At 72.3% G+C, this 23,092-nt stretch carries 24 protein-coding genes; 12 read left to right on the forward strand and 12 right to left on the reverse strand.

Annotation, left to right across the window (positions count from 1 at the left end):
* Positions 1-62: 62 nt before the first annotated feature.
* Positions 63-1,472: an ATP-binding protein gene (locus AB0761_RS01640; RefSeq protein ID WP_377267016.1), complete on the reverse strand. Its 1,410-nt coding sequence runs from the start codon at positions 1,470-1,472 to the stop codon at positions 63-65.
* Complete coding sequence (locus AB0761_RS01645) at positions 1,469-2,155, reverse strand: response regulator transcription factor (protein ID WP_377267017.1); 687 nt, start codon at positions 2,153-2,155, stop codon at positions 1,469-1,471. Before AB0761_RS01645 ends, AB0761_RS01640 begins: the two co-directional genes overlap by 4 nt.
* A 139-nt stretch (positions 2,156-2,294) precedes the next feature.
* On the opposite strand from AB0761_RS01645, the gene AB0761_RS01650 reads away from it, so the two are divergent.
* Both AB0761_RS01650 and AB0761_RS01655 read left to right on the forward strand, forming a co-directional pair.
* Positions 2,295-4,595: an MMPL family transporter gene (locus AB0761_RS01650; protein ID WP_377267018.1), complete on the forward strand. Its 2,301-nt coding sequence runs from the start codon at positions 2,295-2,297 to the stop codon at positions 4,593-4,595.
* On the forward strand, positions 4,592-5,296 hold the full coding sequence (locus AB0761_RS01655; RefSeq protein ID WP_377267019.1) for an LmeA family phospholipid-binding protein: 705 nt from the start codon (positions 4,592-4,594) through the stop codon (positions 5,294-5,296). Before AB0761_RS01650 ends, AB0761_RS01655 begins: the two co-directional genes overlap by 4 nt.
* A gap of 240 nt (positions 5,297-5,536) precedes the next feature.
* On the opposite strand, the gene AB0761_RS01660 is transcribed toward AB0761_RS01655, so the two are convergent.
* Positions 5,537-6,076 (reverse strand): Clp protease N-terminal domain-containing protein, encoded by a 540-nt coding sequence (locus tag AB0761_RS01660; RefSeq protein ID WP_377267020.1) that lies wholly within the window; start codon positions 6,074-6,076, stop codon positions 5,537-5,539.
* Position 6,077: 1 nt separating this feature from the next.
* Positions 6,078-6,323 (reverse strand): hypothetical protein, encoded by a 246-nt coding sequence (locus AB0761_RS01665; RefSeq protein ID WP_377267021.1) that lies wholly within the window; start codon positions 6,321-6,323, stop codon positions 6,078-6,080.
* A 196-nt stretch (positions 6,324-6,519) separates the two neighbouring features.
* On the opposite strand from AB0761_RS01665, the gene AB0761_RS01670 reads away from it, so the two are divergent.
* Entirely contained in the window at positions 6,520-7,428 is a 909-nt protein-coding gene (locus tag AB0761_RS01670) for an aminoglycoside phosphotransferase family protein (protein ID WP_377267022.1), read from the forward strand.
* 87 nt (positions 7,429-7,515) lie between these two features.
* On the opposite strand, the gene AB0761_RS01675 is transcribed toward AB0761_RS01670, so the two are convergent.
* On the reverse strand, positions 7,516-8,505 hold the full coding sequence (locus AB0761_RS01675; protein WP_377267023.1) for a CehA/McbA family metallohydrolase: 990 nt from the start codon (positions 8,503-8,505) through the stop codon (positions 7,516-7,518).
* 295 nt (positions 8,506-8,800) lie between these two features.
* On the opposite strand from AB0761_RS01675, the gene AB0761_RS01680 reads away from it, so the two are divergent.
* The gene (locus AB0761_RS01680; protein WP_377267024.1) at positions 8,801-9,229 is read left to right on the forward strand and encodes a DUF6210 family protein; all 429 of its coding nucleotides are present in this window, start codon (positions 8,801-8,803) and stop codon (positions 9,227-9,229) included.
* Between the two features lie 295 nt (positions 9,230-9,524).
* Positions 9,525-10,628, forward strand: a complete 1,104-nt coding sequence (locus AB0761_RS01685) for a DUF4037 domain-containing protein (RefSeq protein WP_377267025.1) — start codon at positions 9,525-9,527, stop codon at positions 10,626-10,628.
* A 75-nt stretch (positions 10,629-10,703) separates the two neighbouring features.
* Here the strand turns inward: AB0761_RS01685 and AB0761_RS01690 are convergent, their stop codons facing one another.
* Positions 10,704-11,672, reverse strand: coding sequence for an LLM class flavin-dependent oxidoreductase (locus tag AB0761_RS01690; RefSeq protein ID WP_377267026.1), 969 nt, complete (start codon positions 11,670-11,672; stop codon positions 10,704-10,706).
* Positions 11,673-11,758: 86 nt separating this feature from the next.
* Between AB0761_RS01690 and AB0761_RS01695 the strand changes: the two genes are divergently transcribed.
* The 3 genes from AB0761_RS01695 (at position 11,759) to AB0761_RS01705 (ending at position 14,765) form a co-directional block, all read left to right on the forward strand.
* Entirely contained in the window at positions 11,759-12,514 is a 756-nt protein-coding gene (locus AB0761_RS01695; RefSeq protein ID WP_377267027.1) for a helix-turn-helix domain-containing protein, read from the forward strand.
* Positions 12,515-13,000: 486 nt separating this feature from the next.
* Positions 13,001-14,005 carry an NAD(P)H-dependent glycerol-3-phosphate dehydrogenase gene (locus AB0761_RS01700; RefSeq protein ID WP_377267028.1) on the forward strand — a complete coding sequence of 335 codons (1,005 nt, stop codon included), beginning with the start codon at positions 13,001-13,003 and terminating at the stop codon, positions 14,003-14,005.
* Between the two features lie 280 nt (positions 14,006-14,285).
* On the forward strand, positions 14,286-14,765 hold the full coding sequence (locus tag AB0761_RS01705; protein WP_377267029.1) for a hypothetical protein: 480 nt from the start codon (positions 14,286-14,288) through the stop codon (positions 14,763-14,765).
* 356 nt (positions 14,766-15,121) lie between these two features.
* On the opposite strand, the gene AB0761_RS01710 is transcribed toward AB0761_RS01705, so the two are convergent.
* Positions 15,122-16,042 (reverse strand): zinc metalloprotease, encoded by a 921-nt coding sequence (locus tag AB0761_RS01710; RefSeq protein WP_377267030.1) that lies wholly within the window; start codon positions 16,040-16,042, stop codon positions 15,122-15,124.
* Between the two features lie 67 nt (positions 16,043-16,109).
* Between AB0761_RS01710 and AB0761_RS01715 the strand changes: the two genes are divergently transcribed.
* From AB0761_RS01715 to AB0761_RS01725, 3 genes are all read left to right on the forward strand, one after another.
* On the forward strand, positions 16,110-16,427 hold the full coding sequence (locus AB0761_RS01715) for a hypothetical protein (RefSeq protein ID WP_377267031.1): 318 nt from the start codon (positions 16,110-16,112) through the stop codon (positions 16,425-16,427).
* Between the two features lie 883 nt (positions 16,428-17,310).
* Positions 17,311-17,736: a peptidase inhibitor family I36 protein gene (locus AB0761_RS01720; protein WP_377267032.1), complete on the forward strand. Its 426-nt coding sequence runs from the start codon at positions 17,311-17,313 to the stop codon at positions 17,734-17,736.
* Between the two features lie 903 nt (positions 17,737-18,639).
* A complete protein-coding gene (locus AB0761_RS01725; protein ID WP_377266781.1) occupies positions 18,640-19,116 on the forward strand; it encodes a transglycosylase SLT domain-containing protein in 477 nt (158 codons plus the stop codon).
* Positions 19,117-19,329: 213 nt separating this feature from the next.
* Here the strand turns inward: AB0761_RS01725 and AB0761_RS01730 are convergent, their stop codons facing one another.
* The 3 genes from AB0761_RS01730 to AB0761_RS01740 all read right to left on the reverse strand — a co-directional run bounded on the left by AB0761_RS01730 (position 19,330) and on the right by AB0761_RS01740 (position 20,418).
* Entirely contained in the window at positions 19,330-19,704 is a 375-nt protein-coding gene (locus AB0761_RS01730) for a toxin Doc (RefSeq protein WP_377267033.1), read from the reverse strand.
* The gene (locus AB0761_RS01735; protein ID WP_377267034.1) at positions 19,704-19,943 is read right to left on the reverse strand and encodes a hypothetical protein; all 240 of its coding nucleotides are present in this window, start codon (positions 19,941-19,943) and stop codon (positions 19,704-19,706) included. Before AB0761_RS01735 ends, AB0761_RS01730 begins: the two co-directional genes overlap by 1 nt.
* Before the next feature lie 136 nt (positions 19,944-20,079).
* The gene (locus AB0761_RS01740) at positions 20,080-20,418 is read right to left on the reverse strand and encodes a GNAT family N-acetyltransferase (RefSeq protein WP_377267035.1); all 339 of its coding nucleotides are present in this window, start codon (positions 20,416-20,418) and stop codon (positions 20,080-20,082) included.
* A gap of 423 nt (positions 20,419-20,841) precedes the next feature.
* On the opposite strand from AB0761_RS01740, the gene AB0761_RS01745 reads away from it, so the two are divergent.
* Positions 20,842-22,029 (forward strand): peptidoglycan recognition protein, encoded by a 1,188-nt coding sequence (locus tag AB0761_RS01745; RefSeq protein ID WP_377267036.1) that lies wholly within the window; start codon positions 20,842-20,844, stop codon positions 22,027-22,029.
* A 218-nt stretch (positions 22,030-22,247) separates the two neighbouring features.
* Here AB0761_RS01745 and AB0761_RS01750 read toward each other — a convergent pair whose 3' ends face one another.
* Complete coding sequence (locus AB0761_RS01750) at positions 22,248-22,487, reverse strand: helix-turn-helix domain-containing protein (protein WP_377267037.1); 240 nt, start codon at positions 22,485-22,487, stop codon at positions 22,248-22,250.
* Positions 22,487-22,978, reverse strand: coding sequence for a DUF2975 domain-containing protein (locus tag AB0761_RS01755; RefSeq protein ID WP_377267038.1), 492 nt, complete (start codon positions 22,976-22,978; stop codon positions 22,487-22,489). The genes AB0761_RS01750 and AB0761_RS01755 overlap by 1 nt, the downstream gene beginning before the upstream one ends.
* Positions 22,979-23,092 lie beyond the last annotated feature (114 nt).

The following is a 23,092-nucleotide window of genomic DNA, read 5'->3' on the forward strand; positions in this document are numbered from 1 at the left end:
GCATCCCGGGTCCGGCTTGCCCCCGGGCTGCGGGTGCCGTTGTCGTGGGCCGGCCCCGGCGGCTACCCCGTGGCGTACCGACCGGGCGGCTCGGGGCGGCCGCGCGGCAGGGTGACCGTGAAACACGCACCGCCCTCGGGGCCGTGGCCCCGGACGCCGATGGTGCCGCCGAGCCGGGCGGTGAGGCGCTGGGCGATGGCGAGGCCGAGACCGCTGCCGGACGGACGGACGGCGCGGTAGCGCTGGTGCAGCGCACCGGCGTCGAAGGCGACACGGACGTCGTCGTCGGTCAGGCCGGGCCCGCTGTCACGCACCTCCAGCTCGGCGCGACCGGACGGCGCGGCCCGCAGGCACAGCACCAGCCGGCCCCCTTCGGGCGTCACCCGCAGGGCGTTCTGCACCAGGCCGTCGAGGAGTTGCCGCACCCGGAAGGCGTCGGTGTCGACGACCGGCGCCCGTTCCCCGGGCCCCGGTTCCTCGATCCGCAGCTCCACACCGTCCCGGGCACACGGCCCGGTCCAGAACGCGGCCGCGCGGCGGACCACGGAGGCCAGGTCGGTGGCTGCGACATCGAGGCGGAAGTCGTCCGCCTCCAGCCGGGCCAGTGCCAGCAGGTCGCCGAGGAAGCGGTCCAGACGGCTGGTCTCCTCGGCCAGTGTGCGGCCCGCGGCGGGGACGTCCGCCGGTTCGATCAACCCGTCGGCGAGCGCCTCGGCGTAGCCCTGCAATGCGGTGAGGGGGGTGCGCAGGTCGTGGGAGACGGAGAGCAGGAAGTCGCGCTGGCGGTTCTCGCTGCGGGTGAGTGCGGCGTCCAGGACGTTGAGGGCGCGGGCGATCTCCGCGGTCTCCCGGGGGCCGCTCACCTCAGCGGCCACCCCGCGCTCGCCGTCGGCGAGCCGGTGCGCGGCCCGGGCCGCCGTGGTCAGGGGCCGGGTGATCCGGCGGGCCAGGACGGCGCCGGCGAGGCCGGCCCCCAGCATGCCGGCCAGCAGGGGAAGCAGTGCGCTGCGGCGGACCTGGTCGGTGTTGCCGTCCACGACGGTGTGGGGCTCGGTGAGCACCACCGCTCCGCCGCCGGTGCCGGGGTGCCCGACGAGGAGCACCTCCTGTCCGGCGAGGATGCCGCTGGTGGAGACGGGTTGCCCGGCGAGCAGCCGGGCCCTGGAGGCGACGTCGACTGCCGGGGCGGCTCCGCCCGCCATGGAGCCGTCCGCGTCGATGACCGCGATCTGGACGCCGTTGGGCCCGCCGAGCACCTGAGCGCCGTGGAAGATCTGCTGCGACAGTGCGGGAAGGCGGGACAGCACGGTGGCCTGCCGCGCCAGTGCCTCGCGTTCCCGCTGCTCGGCGCCGTGTTCCGCGGTCTGCCAGGTGACCAGTCCGGTCAGTGCGACGACCAGGGTGGCCACCAGCGTCGTCAGTGCCACCAGTACGGCCACGAGCGGCCGCCGGCGGCGCGGCTGGGGGCTCATGGGCAGGGGCCCGCGGTGCTGTAGCCGACCCCGCGTACGGTGCGGATGGGGCTGGCGTCACCGAGCTTGGCGCGCAGTTGGGAGACGAAGACGTCGACCATGCGGGTGTCGCGATAGCTGGCGTACCCCCAGACCTGGGCCAGCAGCTGTTCACGGGTGAGCACCCGGCCCGGGTTGCGCAGCAGGTGCGCGAGGAGGTTGAACTCGGTGGCCGTCAGTTCCACCGGCTCCCCGTCGCTGTGCACCGTACGGGCGGCCGTGTCGATGCTGAGCCGTCCCACCCGGGTGACGGCGCCGCCGGGCGGCCCCGAGGCACGGCGCAGCACGGCCTTGACCCGGGCGACGAGTTCGCGGGGGGAGAACGGCTTCGTCAGATAGTCGTCCGCGCCCAGTTCGAGGCCGAGGATCCGGTCCGCCTCCTCGCCCCGGGCGGTCACCAGCACGATCGGCGTCCAGTCGTCGGCGTCGCGCAGCGCCCTGCAGAAGGCGATGCCGTCCATTCCCGGCAGTCCGATGTCGAGGACGACGGCCACGGGGTGCATCCGGCGGACGAACGCCAGACCGGCCTCCCCGTCCGTCTCGATCTGCACGCCGAAGCCCTCACGCGTCAGGTACAGGCGCTGGACGTCGGCGATGTAGCGCTCGTCCTCGACGATCAGCACCAGACCTCTGGAGGCGGTCATCAAGGACCCTTTCACCTGCGGCAACAGCCCGATGCTAACCATGCGGCCGCCACTGCGGGGCGCGGGGCACCGCAGCCCGTACATTCCCCGAACACGGGCCTGATGCCGCCCTTACCCGCAGGGCAGATCATTTCCGACCATGAACGCCGAAACGACTGAGCGGCCCGGACTGCTGTACCGCACCGGCCGGTGGTGCTCCCGCCGCGCCTGGCGGGTGGTGGCGGTCTGGCTGGTCCTGCTGGCAGCGACCGGTCTGGCCAGGGCCCACTGGGGCGGCACCTTCGCGGACAGCTTCTCGCTGCCCGGCTCCGCGGCGCAGACGGGCAGCGATCTGCTCAGGGCCCATGGCAGCCCCTCGGCGGCGGGGGTGGCGGCACCTGTGGTCCTCAGGTCCGACCGCGGTGGCCTGAGCCTGCACCGCGACGCGGTGGAGAGCGCGGTGGCAGGCCTTCGGCGGCTCTCCGGCGTTTTGTCGGTCACCGATCCCCTGGACAGCCCCGCGGGTCTTTCCCGTGACGGCGGGACCGGCATGGCCACCGTCCGCTTCACCAGCAACCCCGCTGCCTTCGACCGCTCCTACATCCAGCGGGTGGACGCGGCGGTGGCACCGCTGCGCGCCGACCATGTCACGGTCGAGTACGGGGACCCGCTGGGGCAGCTGGCGGCGCCCAAGGCCGCCGACAGCGCCTCGGAGGCGATCGGCCTCGGGGTGGCCGTCCTGGTCCTGCTGATCGGCTTCGGCAGCGTTGCCGCGACCGGCCTGCCCCTGGTGACCGCGGTCGTCGGGCTCGCCGTCGGTCTCGGCGGACTGGGCCTGCTCGCCGCCCGGGTGGACTTCGCCCAGGCCGCGCCAGCGCTGGCCGCCATGATGGGCCTGGGGGTGGGGATCGACTATGCGCTCTTCCTGACCACCCGCTTCCGCGCCCTGCTGCACGGCGGGCTCGACCCCCATGAGGCGGTGGGGCGGACCATGGCGACCAGCGGCCGGGCCGTCCTGGTCGCGGCCGCCACGGTCACCCTCTCCCTGGCCGGACTGTATGCCTGCGGCGTCTCCTTCATCGGCGCGCTGGGAGCCGCCGCCGCTCTGACCGTCGTCGTCGGTGCGGGCACCTCAGTGACGCTCACCCCGGCGCTGCTGGCGTTGATCGGACGGCACATCGACCGGCTGAGCATCCGCAGGCCGGTCGCCGAACCGACCGGCCGCACCGACCTCTGGCACCGCTGGGCCGCCGCGGTCGGCAGGCGCCCCGGGCTGGTCCTGGTCGGGGGGCTGCTGGTACTCGGTGTGCTCGCCGTACCGGTCGCCTCCATGCGGCTCGGCCATGTCGACGCCGGTGCGCAGCCGACCGGCAGTACCGACCGGCGCGCCTACGACCTGGTGACGGAGGGCTTCGGGCCGGGCGCCAACGGACCCTTCACGGTGGTGGTGCAGCTCGACGGCCGTCTGCTCGGCGACCAGGACCGGCGGGAGCAGCTCGCCGCCACCCTGCGGAGCCGGCTGGCCTCCGTGCCCGGCGTCGCCGCGGTGACCCCGCCGGTGACCAGCCCGGACCATGTGCTGCTCACCGCGACCGTCACCCCCGCCCACGGCCCGCAGGACAAGGCGACCGCCGAACTGTTCGGCACCCTCCGGGACACCACTCTCCCGCAGGCGCTGGCGGGCACCGGCGCCACCGGCTACCTCACCGGGACCACCGCCTCCACCCTGACCTTCACCGACCGGCTGCAGTCCGGGCTGCCGCTGGTGATCGCACTGGTCGTGGCCGCGGCGTTCCTGCTGCTGCTGACGGTCTTCCGCAGTCTGCTGATCGCGGTGAAGGCGGCGCTGCTCAACCTGTTCTCCATCGCGGCCGCCTACGGCGTGGTGGTCGCGGTCTTCCAGTGGGGCTGGGGCGGCCCGTTGTTCGGGGTGGCGGAGAAGGTCCCCGTCGAGTCGTACGTCCCGATGATGATGTTCGCCATCGTCTTCGGCCTCTCCATGGACTACGAGGTCTTCCTGCTCTCACGGATCCGCGAGACCTGGCTGCAGCACAGGGACAACCACCTCGCGGTGGCGACCGGGCTCGCCGCCACCGCCCGGGTCATCACCTGCGCCGCGCTCATCATGACCAGCGTCTTCCTCGCCTTTCTGCTCTCGGCCAGTGTGGTCATCAAGATGCTCGCGCTGGGGCTGGGCGTGAGCGTGGTCATCGATGCCACGGTCGTCCGGCTGCTGCTCGTCCCCGCGACCATGTATCTCTTCGGGCGGTTCAACTGGTGGCTCCCGGCCTGGCTCGACCGGCTGCTGCCGCATCTCGACCCGGAGGGTCCCGCCGACGGGACCGGGCCCGGGCATGCCGACTCGGCACCGGACCGCGGGCACGTGGTGAAGACCGTCCCGGAGAGCCGTGCCGTCCATGACGCGGGCGCCCCCGGACACGCGGGGACGGGCGGCCGGTGAGCGCGGCCGGGCGCCGCCTGCGCGGCGTACTGCGCAGCCACCGGGCAGCTACGGTGGCCGGCGCGGTCGTGCTGGCCGTGGCCGCCGCCTCGGGCGGGGGCGAGTACACCGCCCGGCTACTGATCCGGGAGCGGGTCGCCCGGGCCGTACCCGCGCTGAACCGGGGCGGGCTGACGGTCGACGAGGACGGATCGGCGCTGTGGGACCTGCTCCACCGCCGCATACCCCGGGTGGACATCGAGAGCCGGCACGCCGGTGTCGGCCCTCTGGAGCAGGTCGATGTCCATGCGCAGCTGTACGACGTCCGCTTCGGGGACCGGGCGGCCGTCGGCAGCTCCCGGGCCGAGGTCTCCGTGCCGGCCGCCTCCATCGGTGACGCCGTCCGGGCGAAGGCCTCCTCGGTGCCGGTGACGGCGGTGGCCACGGATCCGGGCCTGGGGACGATCACGGTCGATCTGGGGGCGGGCGGGGTGGCGCATCTGACGCTGCGTCCGCTGATCAGGGACGGGCGGGTCTCCTTCGCCACGGCCGGGCTGAGCGTGCTGGGCCGCGCGGTCGACCCCGGCGGCCTGGGCGATGGGCTCGGTTCGCCGGGCCGGGGCGACTATCCGCTGGGGATGCGGGCCACCTCGGTCGAGGTGACGCCGACCGGCCTGCTGATCCGGCTGCGGGGCGGGGCGGTACCTCTGCGGTCCGCCTGAGCGGCGCCGCCCCTCTGGGGCGGGCGGAGCAGTGGACGGGCCCGGCCGGAGCCGCTGCGGGAGGTGCCCCGCGGCGGCTCCGGCCGGGCCTGTGCGCCGGTCGCGTGGGGCGGCCACGGGGTCGGCGGCGGGGAGGCCGCGCCTTCCGGTCACCGGTCGCCGCCCTGCGATCCGCCCGCACGGCGAGGGGCCGGTTGTACAGCGAGGGGCCGGTTGCACAGCGAGGACCGGCGGCGCCGGTCAGGCCTGCTGGGCCACGCGGTCCAGTACGTCCTGGCGCAGGGCCGCGGTGTCGACGTCGAGCGCTGCCAGGACCTGGACGGCCACGCCCTCGCCCGCCGCCAGGAGCCCCAGCAGCATGTGCTCGGTGTCGATGGGCTCGCTCCCGAGGTCGGCGGCCTCCTGTACGGTCAACTCCAGCGCCTTCTTGGCCTCCGGGGTGTAGGCGGGCCGGGGGAAGTGGAAGGCCCCGGGGCCGAAGGTGTCGTCCGCCCGGCGCTGGATCTCGGCGACGTCGATGCCGATGGAGGCGAGGGCGTCCATCGCGGCCCGGCCGCCGGTGGCAGTCACCCCGGCCTCCTGCAGCAGCCGGACGGTCTGCTCCCGGGCCTGGGACAGCTCCACACCGTGCCGGCGGAGCACTTCGCCCGCCGTGCCCGCGGTCTGGACCAGGCCGATGAGCAGGTGCTCGGTGCCGATGAAGTCATGGCCCAGCGCGATCGCCACATCCTGGGAAGCCACCACGGCCCGCTTGGCGAGCTCGGTGAATCGGTCGAACACGTCAGTCCTCCTTGCCCATCGCTTTACGCCTGCTTGCGTGCTTCTCGTGCACGGACTGCCTGCTGACCTGCAGTGCCGTCGCAATGCTCTGCCACGTCCAGCCCTGTTCCCGGGCGTTGTCCACGTGCAGGCGCTCCAGTTCCTCCAGGAGGCGCCGCAGCGCGACGACTGCCTGCAACCCGACAGCGGGGTCCTTGTTGGTGACCTGGGCCGCCAGTCGGGCGGCCGGTGTCTGCTCATCACCCATGCCGTCAGGATCTCCTGACAGGTTCACCATGTCAAGGAACCCTGACAGAGCGAGGACGGCGCGCCGGAATCGGCCCATCAGAGGTGATCCCTGCACATCGCGCCCTTTGCAACGGCCGGAGTGCGCGCGGCCGCGCCTCGCCCAGGCCTCGGGTTAACCCTTTGCCCGGCGCGGCGGCCGGCGGGATCATCACCTGATGGTCACCACTCCTCCCGACGGCCGTTCCGGCATCGACGCCGCCCTGGTGCAGCGTCTGATCGCCACCCAGTTCCCGCAGTGGGGCGATCTGCCCGTGACACCCGTGGCGGTCGACGGCTGGGACAACAGGACGTATCGCCTCGGCGACCGCATGACCGTCCGTCTGCCCACGGCACCGGGCTATGTCCCCGCGGTCGACAAGGAGAACCACTGGCTGCCCAGACTCGCGCCCCAACTGCCGGTCGCCGTTCCGCCGGTCCTCGCCAAGGGCGTTCCCGGTGAGGGATATCCCCACCCGTGGTCGGTGCGCGGCTGGCTACCGGGCGAGACCGCCGATCGCGGCCGGATCGACGACATGCCGCGGTTCGCCGTCCAGGTGGCCGAGTTCATCGTGGCGCTCCAGCGCTGCGACACCACCGGCGGCCCGGCGGCCGGGCAGCACAGCTGGTACCGGGGCGCCCCGCCTGCGCACTACGACGACGAGACCCGCCGCTGCACGGCCGCGCTGCGGGGCCGGGTCGACACCGGCCGGGCCACCGCCGTCTGGGACGCGGCCCTCGCAACGGAGTGGTGTGACGCGCCCGTGTGGTTCCATGGCGACATCGCCTCCGGCAACCTGCTGGTCCTGGACGGCGGGCTGACCGCCGTCATCGACTTCGGTACATCGGGTGTCGGCGACCCGGCCTGCGATCTGGTCATCGCCTGGCAGCTGTTCTCCGGGGAGAGCCGGGAGGCCTTCCGGAAGGCGGTCGGCCAGGACGACGGCACCTGGGCGCGGGCCCGGGGGTGGGCGTTGTGGAAGTCCCTGCTGGTGCTGAGCGAGTGCATCGACACCGATCCGCAGCGTGCCGCCGTCAACCGGCATGTGATCGCCGAGGTTCTGGCCGACCACGACCGCCACGGCTGAGCTGCGCCGCAGGTCCGTGGCGCCCCTCGCGATGCAGGGGCCGTGGGGTGAGGCCGTGTGGTGAGGCCGTGCGCCGGGGCCGTGCGCTCACACGAGGATGACCGGATTGCTGAGGGCCGCCGCATGCCCGTCGGTCCGCCGCACCTCGACACGCACAAACGCCGACTCCTGCGCGCCGGTGTGCCACTCCACCGTGCCCGCGCCCGACTCCGGCAGCGTCACCCGGTGCACCTTCCCGCGGTCGGTGTGGAAGCCGACCGTTCCGGACGGCACACCGCGCACCTCCACCCGCACGACGACCGGCTCTCCACCGGTGTCCAGACGCTCGCCGATTCCCGCGACGCCGCCGCCGGCGGACACCTCCAGCGACAGCTCGACGGCGGCCGACTCGGCGATCCAGCTCCGACCCGCACGGATCCCGGCGAGGATCGCGGGTGTGCTCAACTCGTCGGCCAGCACCACGGTGTGGGGCACACCGATCTGGTCCTCCAGATGGGTGTCGCTGCTGCCCGTCGCCGGGCGCCATGGGCCGCCCTCGACGTCCGCGGCCAGACCGCGGCCCCATTCGGCGAGCGCCGCCTCGTTGTCGGCGTTCCAGGGCCGGTCCGAGGCCCACAGTCCGTTCCACACCTCGACCGCGTCAAAGCCCTGGTACGAATACATGAAGTCGCCCGAGGGGTAGGGCGCATGGGGATGCGCGGCCACACAGATACCCCCGGCCCGGTGCACCTGGTCCAGCTGCCCGGCGACCAGTCGGTCCCGCACCCGGTACCGCCAGTCGACCAGTTGCCCCGGGCGGATGCCGAGGGCGAGCCAGTGCCCGGTCGGGGTGGTGACCTCCTCGCCCAGGATCACCAGCAGGTCGTCATCGGCGTAGGCCCCCCAGGCGCCGTGGGCATCGGCGGTGTTGTGGTCCGTGGTCGCGATGAAGTCCAGTCCCGCCGAACGGGCGCCGGCCTCCAACTGCTCGGGCGTGAGCTCCCCGTCGGAGTGGACGGAATGCACATGGCAGTCGCCCCGGTACCAGGCGCGCCCACGACCTGCCGCCCGCACGGGCGGGTACTCGAACTCCGGCATCCGCTTCCCCTCCGTCGCCTCGCCAGCCGTCCGGGTAACGCACAGGTCCCACGCGGCGTGCCCGTGCAACGACCCCGAATGTGATGATCCGTCACGTCAGGCTCGACGAAGGAGAAGGGTGGACCGACCGGGCCGCCGGGCCGCTGCGGTCGTCGCGGAGCGGCCACGACACCGCGCGCGGTCACCCGGCAGACGTACCGATGCGGGTTGCGCCACGACCCCGGCCGTCACACCCAGTTGATCTCGAAGGCTGAATGTCGTTGAGCTTGCGACGCCAACCCGCAAGACTGCCTCCATGAGTTCCCGACACTTCGTCTTCCTCGATCCCGACGGCTCCAGCGGCGGCGGCTGGCTGTATGCGGTGGTCGAGGCGGAGACGGGGGTCCTCTACCAGCAGCAGTACGGCGGCACCGCCTGCCGGCAGGGGCAGGTGGAGGGCTTCCTCGTACCACTGGTGGCCCCCGACGGGCTGGACGCGCTGCGCACGCTGTTCGAAAAGGACTTCCGCGGCGCCGGCACCCACGATCACATGTGGGCGGATGACGAGCAGAACAGGCTCCGCGAGATCGTCGGAACCGTCCGCTACTGGGCGTGCGACGGGAAGGCCGAGAAGCCGCACCACCTGCGGTTGGACGAGACCCGGATGCGTGAGACCGACGAGGCATGGGTGCCGGTGATCACTCCGGACGGTCCCGGAGTGCTGACCTGGTACAACTCGGACTGAGCTCCCGGGCCTCCCGTCCTCCCCGACCCGGAGGCCCGGTGCCGCGACGACAACCGCCCGGGCCGCACAGCGGCCCGTCGGCCGGTCGCACCTGCCGGCCGTTTCCTGCGGTCCCACCAGGGGCACCCATCACCATCGCTCCCCGGCAGGCATCGGCTCTGTCCGCGACCACGCAGCGTCCGCCGTCTCTCCCCGACCACCACAGGACCGATCACGGGGCACGGCCCGGGCCTGCCCCTTGGCGCGAGCCGATAACCGATGGCTCGGGCGGAAGTGCGTCCGGCACAGTTGGGCCATGACGATCTCCGGCGGCGGGTTCATGCCCGGCCTCGAGCTGTCCAGGATCCTGTACGAGGAGGCGGTTCGGCCGATCCTCCAGGAAGCCCGTCCGGGCCTGCGGTACGCCGCTGCCCGGGTCGGCAGCGGCTCCGAGGTCCTGGGTTTCGACACAGCGCGCTCGGCCGACCATGATTGGGGCCCCCGGCTGCAGGTCTTCCTGACAGCCGGGGACCACGCCCGGCACAGCGCGGACCTCCGCCGGCTCCTGGCGGAGCGTCTGCCCAAGGACGTACGGGGCTGGCCCACCCATTTCCAGCAGAGCAGCGACCCGCTGGACCCCGTCGGACACATGCAGCCGACCGACGGCCCGGTCAACCACCGCGTGGACATCCTCGACATGGACGGATGGCCGGCCGGGCAGGTCGGACTGCACTCGGCCGACGAGGTGCCGGGCAGCCGCGCCTGGCTGGCGATGCCCCAGCAACGGCTCGCCGAGGCCACCGGCGGCGAGGTCTTCCACGACGGGCTCGGCACCCTCACCGCCGTCCGGCGGAGGCTGGCGTGGTACCCGGAGCAGGTCTGGCGGTATCTGCTGGCATGCCAGTGGCAGCGTATCTCGCAGGAGGAGGCGTTCGTGGGCCGCTGCGCGGAGGTCGGCGACGACATCGGCTCAGCCGTGGTGGCCGCCCGGCTGGTGCGCGACCTGATGCGCCTGTGCCTGCTGCTGGAGCGCCGCTACGCGCCCTACAGCAAGTGGCTGGGCAGCGCGTTCAGCAGCCTGCCTGCGGCCGAGCGGCTCACCCCCGCGTTGCGCGGAGCACTGGCGGCGACCAACTACCCGACCCGGGAGGAACACCTCTGCACTGCCTATGAGGCCGTCGCCTCCCTGCAGAACGCATCCGGGCTCACCGCCCCGGTCGACCCGAAGCGCCGCCCCTACCATTCGCGCCCCTTCATGGTCCTGCACGCCGAACGCTTCGCGCAGGCACTCGCGAGGACGGTGACCGACCCCGACCTCGCCGGGCTGCCCCTGGTGGGCAGCGTGGACCAGTGGGCAGACAGCACCGATCTGCTGGGGCAGCCCCGAGCCGTCCAGGCGGCGACCTACGCCATCGAATGATCCGCCCGCAGGCCCCGGCCGTCCAACGGCCTGCGACGAGGCGTCCGGGGCCCTCCGCAGGGCCCGGGACGGCCGTCAAGGTCGGCTGCGCCGGGGCCCTCGGACATCGGTGAGACCGGGGATCAGCGCGGCCACCCGTTCCAGTTGCTCGCGCTGGCCCCGGAGGTCGAGAGCGCCGAGGCGGACGACGAGGTGGCGCGCCCCGGCATCGATGTAACGGGCAAGGCCCTCGGTGACCTCCTCCGGCGTCCCGGTGACCACCGCCTGGATCTTCTCCAGCTCCGCCAGCGGCATGCCGTAGTTGGCCAGGGCCCAGTCGCCGAGCGAGCGCCGCCCGGCCTCCGCACTGCGGTCCACGCGCACCGACACGAACAGCGCCGGGGTGACGGCCCCGTCCGGACGTCCGGCCTCGGCCGCAGCCTTCCGCACCGCCGTCAGACCCGAGGCGTAGTCGACGGGTTGGGGTGGATAGGGCAGCCAGCCGTCGTAGAGACGCCCGGTGCGGGCCAGGGCCGCGGGCGTCGCCCCGCCCAGCCAGATGGGCGGGCCACCCTGCCGGAAGGGCAGCGTGGCGGGCGGAAGGTCGTCGAAGGCCAGCAGTTCGCCATGGAAGGAGGAGGCCCCGCTCCACAGTGCCCGCCACAGCTGGACGGTCTCGTCGAGGCGGGTGAAACGGCGCTCCCACGGCACCTCGGAGACCGTGTAGAAGGGCTTTCCGAACCGTCCGGGAAAGCCCGCGCCGACCGCGACCACCAGTCGGCCCCCCGACAGCAGGTCGATCGAGGCCAGGGACTGGGCGGCCTGCACCGGGCGGCGCAGGAAGGGCAGCAGCGCGCCCGTACCCAGGGTCACCCGCTCGGTCGTCGGGGCCAGCGCGGCGAGCATCGTCAACGCCTCGATGCGCGGGCTGATCAGGGAGTCGTTCACAAAGAGCGAGGAGAAGCCGAGCTGTTCGGCCCTGGCGGCGAAAGCGGGCAGCTCCCGTGGCCCGTCACCCGCGCCCCACTGGGCCTTGCCGGTAGGAAGAAGCACTCCGATGTCCATGGCGGTGATGCTTCCCGCAGCCTGGGATACGGACAATTCCCCGGAGGGAATGGCCCGGGCCCACCGGACCCGGCTACAACGTAGCCGTGGACTTTCCTCAGGCGCTGCGCGAGCGCCGCACCGGACGCCGTCTCAGCCAACTCGACCTCGCGCTGCGCGCCGGGACCACCCAGCGCCACCTCAGCTTCATGGAGTCGGGACGCTCCTCCCCCGGCCGGAGCATGGTGGTACGCCTGGCCGAGTCCCTGGAACTGCCGCTGCGGGAGCGCAATGAACTGCTGCTGGCGGCCGGTTACGCACCCGTGTACACGGAAAGCTCCCTGGACGACCCCGCTCTGGCGCCGGTACGCACCGCGATCGACCACATCCTCACCGGCCACCTTCCCTACCCGGCCCTCGTGGTGGACCGGAACGGGGACGTGGTCGCCTGCAACCGGGCCTTCGGCCTGATCACCGAGGGCGCAGCCGAGGACCTGGTCGGCCCGGGCACCAACGCCTACCGTCTCGCACTCCACCCCGACGGAATCGCACCCCGGATCCTCAACTTCGGCCCCTGGGCCTGGCACATCCTGGAGCGCATCGGCCACCTCGCCGGGCTGCGCGCCGAACTCTCGCCGTATGTCCCCACCCCGGAGCCGTCCGCCGGCCACCTCGGCTTCGCCGTGCCACTGCGGCTACGAAGCTCCCTCGGGGAGCTGCATCTGATGACGACCGTGACCACCTTCGCGACCGCTGTGGACGTCACGCTCGCGGAGCTGAAGCTTGAGGCGTTCCTGCCGGTGGACGAGGCAACCGCGGCGGCACTGCGCGAGTACTGCGCCGAGGGGCTGGCGAGCCGGTAGCCGCCGCTGCCCGCAGTCAGGATCCGGAGTCCGTCGGCCGGGCTGCTCGGCTCTGCCATCGCGCACCCCCGGGCCACTCCGGCCGCTCTCCGGACTGCTGTCCGCCCCCCGGGCAGACCGAGACCGAAGTCATCGGTGAGCCAGCACATCTGACGGCCCGTAGTCCCGATGCCCCGGACGAACGAGGCCCGCAGGGTGCGCAGGGTCCGGGCTGGAGATCGGTGGACCGGAGCGGAAACGCGTATCCCGCCGCACAGGCCGGGCTGCCGGCCATGCCGGCGCAGTGGCAGGCGCCGGGACGGGGTAGGCGCCCACGCAGAAGGCAGGCGGGTCCGGCCGACGGCGCCCGGACGGCGGCCCCGTCACCTGGGTCGAGGGAGCCGGGCGCAGGTGACCTCTGACCACTCTCTACCCTGGTCAGGGCATTGACAGGCGCGGCCAGGGCGGGCCGGTTTCATACGCCGCGATCACGAAGGGGGCAGGACGGTGACAGGCCGTGTTGCTGTGTTCAGTACTGGGTCCTGGGGAACGGCCTTTGCGATGATCCTCGCCGACGCGGGGCGCGAGGTCTCACTGTGGGGACGTCGCTCCGAGCTGGTCGACGCCATCAACTCGACGGGCACCAACCCGCACTACTTCCCCGGCGTTGAACTGCCGCCCGGGATCAAGGCGACCACGGATGCGGCAGAGGCCCTGCGGGGTGCCGAGTTCATGGTTCTGGCGACGCCCTCGCAGGCGCTGCGGGCCAACCTCGGCGCCTGGGCGCCCCTGATCGACCCGGGGACGGTGCTCGTCAGCCTGATGAAGGGCGTCGAGCTGGGCACCGCCAAGCTGATGAGCCAGGTCATCGCCGAGGTCACCGGGGCAGGTCCCGAACGTATCGCCGTCGTGTCCGGTCCCAACCTGGCCCCGGAGATCGTCCGTCGCCAGCCCGCGGCCAGTGTCGTGGCCTGCAAGGAGGAGTCCGTCGCAAGGAGCTTGCAGGACGCCTGCCGAACTCCCTACTTCCGGCCCTACACCAGTGGCGATGTGATCGGCTGTGAGCTCGGAGGCGCGGTGAAGAACGTCATCGGACTGGCCGTGGGCATCGCCGACGGCATGGGCCTGGGCGACAACACCAAGGCCTCTCTGATCACCAGGGGGCTTGCCGAGACCACCCGCCTCGGCAGTGCGATGGGCGCGGACCCGCTCACCTTCGCGGGCCTGGCCGGGATGGGCGACCTGTTCGCCACCGGCTCCTCACCGCTGTCACGCACCTACCGGTTCGGCAGCAGCCTGGGCCGAGGGCTGAGCCTGCAAGCGGCGGTAGCTGCGGCGCAGCAGACCACCGAGGGGGTCACCTCGTGCCAGTCGGTGCTCGACCTCGCACGCCGGCACTCGGTCGACATGCCGATCACTGAGACGGTCGTGGAGATCGTCCACCGCGGGAAGGCCCCGCACGAGGCCGTGAAGGAACTGATGTCACGTTCGGCGAAGTCCGAACGGCCCTGATCCCCGGTGGCCGGACCGGGCACCCGATCACGACGACGCAGTCGGCCCACCGGCCCGTCCGGACCAACCGGCTCGGGTCCGCCCCGAGCAGGCCTCCGGCACTGCGCGCTTCCAACGCGCCACCGGGATCCCCGCCGCACCCGGGACAGCCCCACCGACGCCGCCGTCAACCCCGCCGCCCGGTCGGCCGCACCTCAACGCAGTTCCACCGCCGACGGCCTGCCTCCGCAGAAGCGACAACCACTGGTGCCGGTGGGCTGGTTCGGACAAGCTGCGGCCCATGGACTGGATACCCCTGCTCTCCACATTGACCGGTGCTGTCATCGGCATCACCGCCACCCTGGTCGCCGATCGCAACCGATGGCGGCGGGAGGAGGCAAGGCACGCGCTGGAGGTGCGGCGCGAGGTGTACACGCAGTACGTCTCCGCACTCAAGGCCGCGGGTGAGGAGATGCGGGCCGTCGCGCTGGGCGATCACATGTCCCGGTCGGCGCGCGATGCGGCCGTGCGGGAGGCCGTCCGTGGCAGCGGCCTCTACACGGCGAGTGAACGCCTCTGGCTGGTGGGCCCGCCGCAGGTCGTGGCGGCGGGGAACGAGGCGTTCCGCTGTCTGCGCGCGATCCGTGACTCCTACGCCCGCGGGGTGGCCGTCGGCTCCGCCGAGGAAGCACCCCTGATCGCACAGCGGCGCAAGGCCATGGCCGAGATGCGCCGCCATATGCGTCAGGACCTGGGCATCGGCCCCCTCGGGATCGAGTGACGGTGACCGCTTCGCGGCGAACGGACCGGTCGGGAACTGCTCCGACGCCGTGATCGCCCGAGTGACAGCGAGGGCGACCCACCCACCGACTGGCGGCTACGGGACAGCACCCGGGGCATGGGGACTCATCGAGCGGGACACCCCAATGCCCCGCGCTCCGGGGCGCGGTCGAGCCCAAGACCGCAGGTGCTGCTGCACCGGTCTGGGCCACTGCCTGCGTCCCAGGCCGCTGTGTGCAGGCTCAGTCCGGCCGGCGCCGGGCCGACCGAAGTACGACCGGTCCGGCCCCGGCACCCCCGACGCGCCCGCGCCCGGTGCGGCGGGCCCGATCCGGCGGGCGCGCAGAATGTCCCCGGTCAGGCAGGGGCGCCGACGCTGCTGCGGGCCGAGTCCAGAGCCGCCTGCATCCGGCGCACCTGGCCTTCGGTGAACATGAACATCGCCGCGTCGTCGCTGTAGTCCATGTAGTTCATGAACATGTCGCCGTTGGGCTCGTTGCCGCAGCTGATGTGCGGGAACTCCGGCTTTCCCTGGTTGGGACCGCCCTGGTTGGGGGTGTCGTCGACGAAGTCGCTGCCGTTGCACGCGTTGTCGTCGTCGCCCCAGATGTGCCGCAGGTTCAGCCAGTGGCCGATCTCGTGGGTCGCGGTCCTCCCGAGGTCGAACGGGGCCGCCGCAGCGCCTCCCGTACCGAAGCCCGTGTAGGTGATGACCACCCCGTCGGTCCCGGACGGGCCGCCCGGGAACTGGGCGTAGCCCAGCAGACCGCCGCCGAGCCGGCAGACCCACAGGTTGAGGTAGGCGTCGCTGGGCCACCCGTCGGCGCCTCCGGTGGACGAGGACTTCACCTTGTCGTCATCCGTGAAGGACTGCGCAGTGGTCTCGGTGCGGGTGATCCCGTCGGTCGGGCTGCCCGAAGGGTCCTTGTCGGCGAGTGCGAACCGCAGCCGGGCGTCGGCCACCAGGTCCTTGAAGACGGGCGGGGTCTGGGCCGAGTCGGGGTTGTCCCTCCGGTAGTCCCGGTTCAGTACGTCGATCTGCGACCGGACCTGCTCGTCGCTGATGTTCTGGGCGGGGGATGCGGGATTGTGGACCACATGCACCACCACCGGGATGAGCGTGATGCCTTCACGGACAGCTCGCCGTTCGGTCTCGGCAAGGAAGGCGTGGTTCTCGATCCGGGCGCGGGCGTCGGCGTACCCGGGAACGGTGTTCAGCAGGTCGCGGTGGACCTTCATCGTGCCGCAGGTGCGGCGGGTGGGAAGTTGCTCCGCCATGACGGTTCCTTGCTGATGGGATTGAATCGGACTGATCCAGGATCCGAGACCAGCGGAGGACGTCGACATGCCCGGACTGCCGGACTGCCTGTTCCAGCGGTGGCTGCACGTCCGCGAGGAGGACGAGCCACCTCGACTCGTCTTCCGCCCCGACGGCTATCCGCTGCCTCCGTCCCGGGGGCGGGACGGGCTGGAGTTCCGCAGGGACGGCGTGTTCGTTCGCTATCGGATCAGCCCTCGTGACGGGTGGGAGCCGACTCCCGGCCGCTGGACGGCGGACGCCGCCGGCGTGGTGAGCGTCCGGTCCGCGGAGGACCGGCAGCCCGACCGGTGGGCCGTCATCGAGTGCTCGCAGGAGCGGCTGGTGCTGGAGCCGCAGCCCTGACCCCGCCGGGGGCCCACGACGGTCTCGGACCGGCCTTTCGACCGCTGCCACCACTGTCCCGTCCCGGACGTCACCGCGGCGTGACGCCGACGCGACCCCGGCACCGACTCCTCTTCCGGCTCCGACTTCGACTTGGACTTCACGGACGACAGAGCCGGTCGGAACGGCCGGGCGTGCCACAGTTCCGGTCGTTGGCATCGCCACCCCGACCGGCAGCTCGCCTCGCCGGCGGGCCGGCCGCCGAGGACCGACCCGGCCGGTCGGCGACTGACGACAACCGCGTCAACGGTCCGACCGCTGCCCGCGACGGCCAAGGCCCGGAATCCGACTTCCCCAGGGTCCCGCCCGGGGCAGCCGACAGCCGCTGGATGAAGAAGCCCCGGTGGTCCAGCAGCAGCCTGCCAACGCCGCTGGTCAGGATGCCGCTTCTGCATATACCTGACCGACGGTCATATATCTTCTTCCAGCGCCGCTTTGATCCGGACGCTGCAGCAGCGGGCCGTCCGGGCACACAGGACGGGGACGCTCCCCCGCATCGGTCCACCCGTGCTTAGGGGGCCGGTTCATGGCCGACCACGGCAGTCGGTGGTGCGCGCGCAAGAGGCGCCGCACCCCTGAGGGGCTTGGTGCCGGTCTACGCAACAGGGCGCCCAACGCCACGGCATGGACATCCGCCGGGCCCGTCACACTCTGCAACCACACGAGTTGCAGCCCCCCAGGCCCCGCCATAGCGTTCAGTGCTGACGGCCCTCGGGGACCTCGTACTCACGAATGGTCCGGCCGCCACTCTCCCCGCCGGGCACTCCACGCCCCGCGACCCCAGGCAACCTCCGCCGCCGCCGCAGGCCCCGCCTGCCCCGGCCGGCACGGACTAGGAGCCACCATGAACGTCAGCAGGACCGCGACACTCGCCGCCGCCCTCGCCACCGCCGCCACCCTCGCCTTCGCGCCCACCGCCCAGGCACGTGTCGCGCCCTCGGCCACCAGCCTGACCCCGCCCGCCTGCGCCGCCGGCGCGCTGTGCGGCTACGCCGGCGAGAACTACACCGGCGGGATGAACTACACCTCCCGCGACAAGACGGCCTATGCGACCGACTCGATCGGATTCGCCCAGAGCCGCTCGGTGTACAACAACGGCGACACCTACACCGCGGACGACGGCACGCTGCGGGGGCACTGCGTCACCGTGTACAGCGGCTCGGAGTACTCCGGCAGGAGTCTGAAGCTGAAGCCGCACACGGGCATCGCGAACATCCCGGCGTCCTTCGGCCATGTGAGGTCGAACCGCTGGGCGGACTGCACGATGTAGTTCGCAGCAGCGCACGCCGGCGGCCGGGCTGCGCGGCGGCATGCTGCCGACGAATCCGGGCCCAGCGTGACAGCGGCTCCCGAGTCCTTGTGGACTCGGGAGCCGCTGGCGTTGTCGAGCGTGCCGGTGTCGCTGCCGCCGGGACGGGCCGGAAGCGGTGGCTGCGGAGCCCGTACGGGTGGGGCGCAGCGAGCCGCTGCGCCGGCAAGGCCGCCTCGCTGTGAACGAGTGCCGGCCGCCCGCGAACCCGCCAGGCGGTGTGAACCGGCCGAGCAGACCGGCGCAGGCGCGATGCGGATGACGTACCGCCCGCACGCCTGTGACGCCCTCGGACGGCTCAGGCGCAGCAGCGGACGGACGTGGATGCGGGCGTTTCCGGCCGACGGCGAGGGGCGGTTCCGGGTCCGGTTCGGGTGGTCCGGGTCACAGCGGCGGGGCTGCGGCGGGGGCCCGCGAGTGAAGCGCCTCACACGGGCCCAGGGGTGTACGACCCACGGTAGTAGGCATAACCCGGAGCGGCGAACCACAACCCACCCGAAGAATCCCCACACATGGATGTTTACCGGCACAATTCGGGCAAAGCACGCTAAAGGTGCAGGTCATCGGACCCCACCCCGATCCGCCGCGGCCTGCCCGGCCCCGCGATGCCGGCGTTCCGAAGGGGCTCCGGCCGCGGCCACCAGCCCCCGCAACCGGGGGCCGGTCTACGGGTTCGGGTCGTAGGAGGGCTGTTTGCCCAGCCCGCTCGACTCGTCCACGGTGGGACGAGTCCGAACGGCGCAGCGGATCGCATCCCGCGGTCTGTGAGCGTCCCGCCCGGCACCAACCGACACCGGGTGCCACGGGCACCGGGGCCACCACCGCCCCGGACCGCCCAGCCAACCGATCGAGGTCCCCAGCTTGATGCGCTTCGCCCTTCCCCGCCGCCTGCACACCACCGCCGCCGTCCTGGCCACCACCGCGGGCCTGGCCTCGGTGGCCGCCATCGCCGCCCCGGCCGCCTCCGCAGCCACCGCACAGCAGACGACCCGGACGAGCGCGCACCACCAGCAGGCCGACGCGCGCACCTTCGCCGCCACCACCGGCACCTCCGCCGCCGCCGCCAAGGCCCTGGCCAAGTCGATGGTCCCCGCCTCCCAGTGGGCCTCCTTCAACCAGATCGTCAGCCACGAGTCCAGCTGGAACATGCACGCCACCAACGCCGCCTCCGGCGCCTACGGCCTGTGCCAGGCCCTGCCGGGCTCCAAGATGGCCTCCGCCGGCTCCGACTGGCGCACCAACCCCGCCACCCAGATCAAGTGGGCCATGACCTACATGAACGACCGCTACGGCAGCCCCAACGCCGCCTGGAACTTCTGGCAGACCCACCACTGGTACTGAGCCACCCCAGGCACACCAGCACCACCACCGAACGCCCCCGGCACCCCCCGGGGGCGTTCGGCCGTCCCCAACCACCCCGGGGACTTCCGGGATTTCTCCGTCGAGCAGTGGAGCTCGCGGCCGCCTCGACCCGGGATCCGTGGCGGGCTCGCGCAGCGGGCCGCCGGCCGGACCGCGACGGATCCCCCGGCCTGCGGCACTACGGGGCGTTGGTCAGATCCGCCAGCTGCGGATACGGTCGGCCGCCTGGTAGACGGTGGCCTTGCGGCCCTGGATGTCGCGGACCAGCTCGACCAGGGCCCCGTAGGGCGGGTCGATGCCCTCACCACTGGCCTGCATATAGGCCGCCGCCGTCTGGCAGGCGTACAGGCTGTTGCGGTACGGCAGCGGCTCCAGACGCACCAGGGTGTGCATCAGGGCCGCCGCCCTCCAGGCAGCGTCGGGGTCCGCGGTGGCCGGACGGGGGATGCGGGTCCTGTGCCGGGCCACGGCGGCCACCAGAGCGGAGTAGTCGGCGACCGCGAGGTCTTCCGGTACTGACTGCTCCTGGACGTCGAGCAGCCAGGGCACGTCGATGTGCAGGATCATCAGGCGGCTTCGACTCCCCGCGCACGGCCGGTGGGCGGGGCTTCGTCGGGGAAGGCCTCGTCGAACTCGGCGCGGTGCGCCTCGCCCCAGGTCACGGCGTACCGGACGAACTGCAGGCGCTGCTGCTCACGCAGCGGCAGGTCATGGACGTACTGCTTGAGGGACTTGCCCTCCGCCGCCGCTGCGGCACGCACGGCGGCGAGCTCCTCGTCGGTGAAGGTGATGTTCAAAGACGGCATAGCGGGATGGTACCTAACAGGTACCGGCCGCGGGTGGAATCGCGCGAACCCATGGCCGCGTTGCGCCCGGCGCGACAACGGCACCGAGGGCGACGGGCCCCGCCGTGCGGATCGCCCGCGCCGTACCGCGAGCCGGTCAGCGCAGCACGCCGCCCAGCCAGTGCCGGATCTCGGAGGTGACGGGATCGGTGATGTCGGTGAAGTCGTCGTGGCTCTGGAGGTACTTCGCCACATAGGGGCAGACGGGCACGATGCGCTTTCCGGCATTGCGTACGTCGGTGAGCGCCTCCCGCACGAGAACGGAGGCGAGGCCCTGCCCGGCGTAGGCCTCGTCGATCTCCGTGTGGAAGAAGACCCGCTGCTGGTCGCGGTCGCGGTACTCGGTGAACCCGGCGAGTCGGCCGTCCACCAGGATCTCGTAGCGGTTCCTGTGATCCGCGCGCTCGACGACCGGGGCGGCAGTGGGCTTCGTCATCGATGGCCTTTCGGGGTCGGGACATCCGGGTGCGGGGTGAGGGCGGCCTCCGGCAGAGCGGGTCCACGCACACGGCCGCCGGTCCAGCCTTCCACATGCCGTACCGGCCGCGGGTCACCCCCCGGTCCGGCGGACCGGAGCCCGTCCCCGCCGGTCAGTGCCGCAGCGGGAACGGTCGGCGGGCACGCCGCAGGGCTGATGGGCGGGCACCGCACCGCGTACGCACACCTGGATCAGCCCGGCGGCCGGATCAGCAGGCCCTCCCGGCGTCAGCGGCACCGACGGGAGCCGCGGTGCGGACAGCCGGGAGCCGTCGTAGCCGTGGACCTCGCCGAGCCTCGCCTCGCCCTCGCCCCTGCCGCTCATCAGGTGAACCGGGGCCGCTGTCCGTTCCGCCCGGAGGGTTGGAGCCATATCTGAGGTATGGGTGTTCTGGTTGGCTGGAAGGTAAAGGGCGGCGGTGCCGCAGCGGCGGCGTTGGTGGCGGTGGCGGCCTGCACCAGCAACCCGCCACCCGTGGTGACCCGGGTGAAGGCTGCCTCGCCTTCGCCCGCGGCCACGTACACCCTGCCGGTGGCCACCCTGCCGAACCCGGGCGGGGTCCAGCTGGACGTCCTGCCGCGGGTCACCCGGCCGTTCTCGCTGCTGGCGCTGGTGTGGGACGACCCGCGCGACGCGCTCGACCCGGTGGTCAAGGTGCGGACCCGGGCGAGCGCGAGCAAGAGGTGGAGCGCCTGGCGGATCCTGACCGCGGACGACGACGGCCCCCAGGATCCTCCCGCGGGGAGCAGGGGTCACAGCGCTCCCCTCTGGGTCGGGCCGAGTGATGCCGTCCAGGTCGCCCTGCAGCAGCCGGCGGACAAGGTGAAACTGCCCGCGGGGCTGCGGCTGGCCCTGGTCGACCCCGGAAACCCCTCGCAGGCCCCCGCCCCGACGGGCAGCGGAGGCGTTGGGGTCGTTCCGGCGGTGACCGCGCAGGCTGTCCGGCCGGGGCTGCTACGTGCCGCGCTGCGTCCGACGATCGTCTCGCGCGCCGGCTGGCACGCCGACGAACGCCTGCGGCACACCGCACCGGCCTACGCGGACGAGGTGCATGTGGTCTTCATCCACCACACCGTCAACCCCAACGGCTATGCCTGCTCCCAGGCTCCGGCGATCATCCGGGCCATCTACGAGTTCCACATGCGGGAGGTCCGGTGGGACGACATCGGCTACAACTTCATCGTGGACCGCTGCGGCACCATCTATGAGGGACGGGCCGGGGGCGTGGACCAGCCTGTCGTCGGCGGCCACACCATGGGGTTCAACACCGGCAGTGCCGGTATCGCGGTGCTCGGCACCTTCGGCGCCGGGGTCAAGGTCCCCCAGGCGGTGATCGACGCCATCGCGCGGATCGCCGCCTGGAAGCTCTCGTCCGGGCGTGCGGGGCCGGAGGGCAAGGCGGCCCTGGTGTCCAACGACAGTGCCAGCCGTTATCCCAAGGGCGAGCGGGTCATCCTCAACACCATCTCCGGCCACCGCGACGCGGTGCCCACCGAGTGCCCCGGCGACGCCCTCTACGCTGCTCTGCCCGCCATTCGCGCGCAGGCCGCCCGCTACAGCAAGCGCTGACTCCGCTGTTGCCGAACGGCACCGGGCCGGCGTGTGACCACATGCGGCGGCCACGTCCTCCACTCGGATGACGGGGCGTCGAGGACTCCATGATCATCGGAGCCTCGCCTGTCCGCGTCACTCCGCCGACCAGGCATATCGCCATGAACCGGCCGCCGAGCGGCCAGGGCCAGGCCGAAGCCTGGCCCTGGCCCTTTCCCGCCCTGCCCTGGGGCAGGTCACACGTCCGCGACGACCACGGCCTCGGACTCGGACTCGGACTCCCAGCGCAGCAGGTCGCCCGGCTGGCACTTGAGCACCTCGCAGAGCGCGGCGAGGGTCGCGAAGCGCACCGCCTTGGCGCGGCCGTTCTTGAGCACGGCGAGGTTGGCCGGGGTGATCCCCACCCGGTCCGCGAGCTCGCCCACGGACATCTTCCGCTTGGCCAGCATCACGTCGATGTCGACGGCGATCGGCATCAGATCACCTCGTCCAGCTCGGCCTTCATCTGCGCCGCTTCGACGTCCCGCGCGACGGCCTGGGTGAGCAGCATCCGCAGCACAAGCACGATGAGGGCGACCCCGAGGATGGCCACGCCGATCCCGCCCATGATCAGGGTGACGCCCGGGTCGTCCCGCTGGCCCGGCGCATTGATGCCCGTGACCGCGAACCACACGAGGGCGGCCGCCACGATCGCACCGATCACGCCGTCCACGTACCGGAAGGCAGCGTGGGAGAAGACGGTTCCGCGTCGCACCATCGCCACCAGCCGCCATACGCAGACCAGGGCGACCTGGGCCGACACCAACCCCAGGATCGTGACCAGGCGCAGCGATGTCAGCGGGAGCGACCCGTCCTCCGGGTCGCTCCCGCTGACCAACACCCACACCATCGATGCCTGCACGAACACGGTGCCGGTGAGCACCACCACAATTACGGCGCGCAGCGCACGCACTGTCAGCTTTCCCATGCCCCATCCATCCATCCATCGGCCTACGATGGGAATCTATCGAATATCGATAGGCGAGGCAAGGTCGAGACGGCGAGCAAGCGGAGCTTGCGCACCGTGGTGGGAGGCGAGGCC

It is taken from the genome of Peterkaempfera podocarpi, from assembly GCF_042466665.1.
In the GTDB taxonomy this organism is placed as follows: Bacteria; Actinomycetota; Actinomycetes; order Streptomycetales; family Streptomycetaceae; genus Peterkaempfera; species Peterkaempfera podocarpi.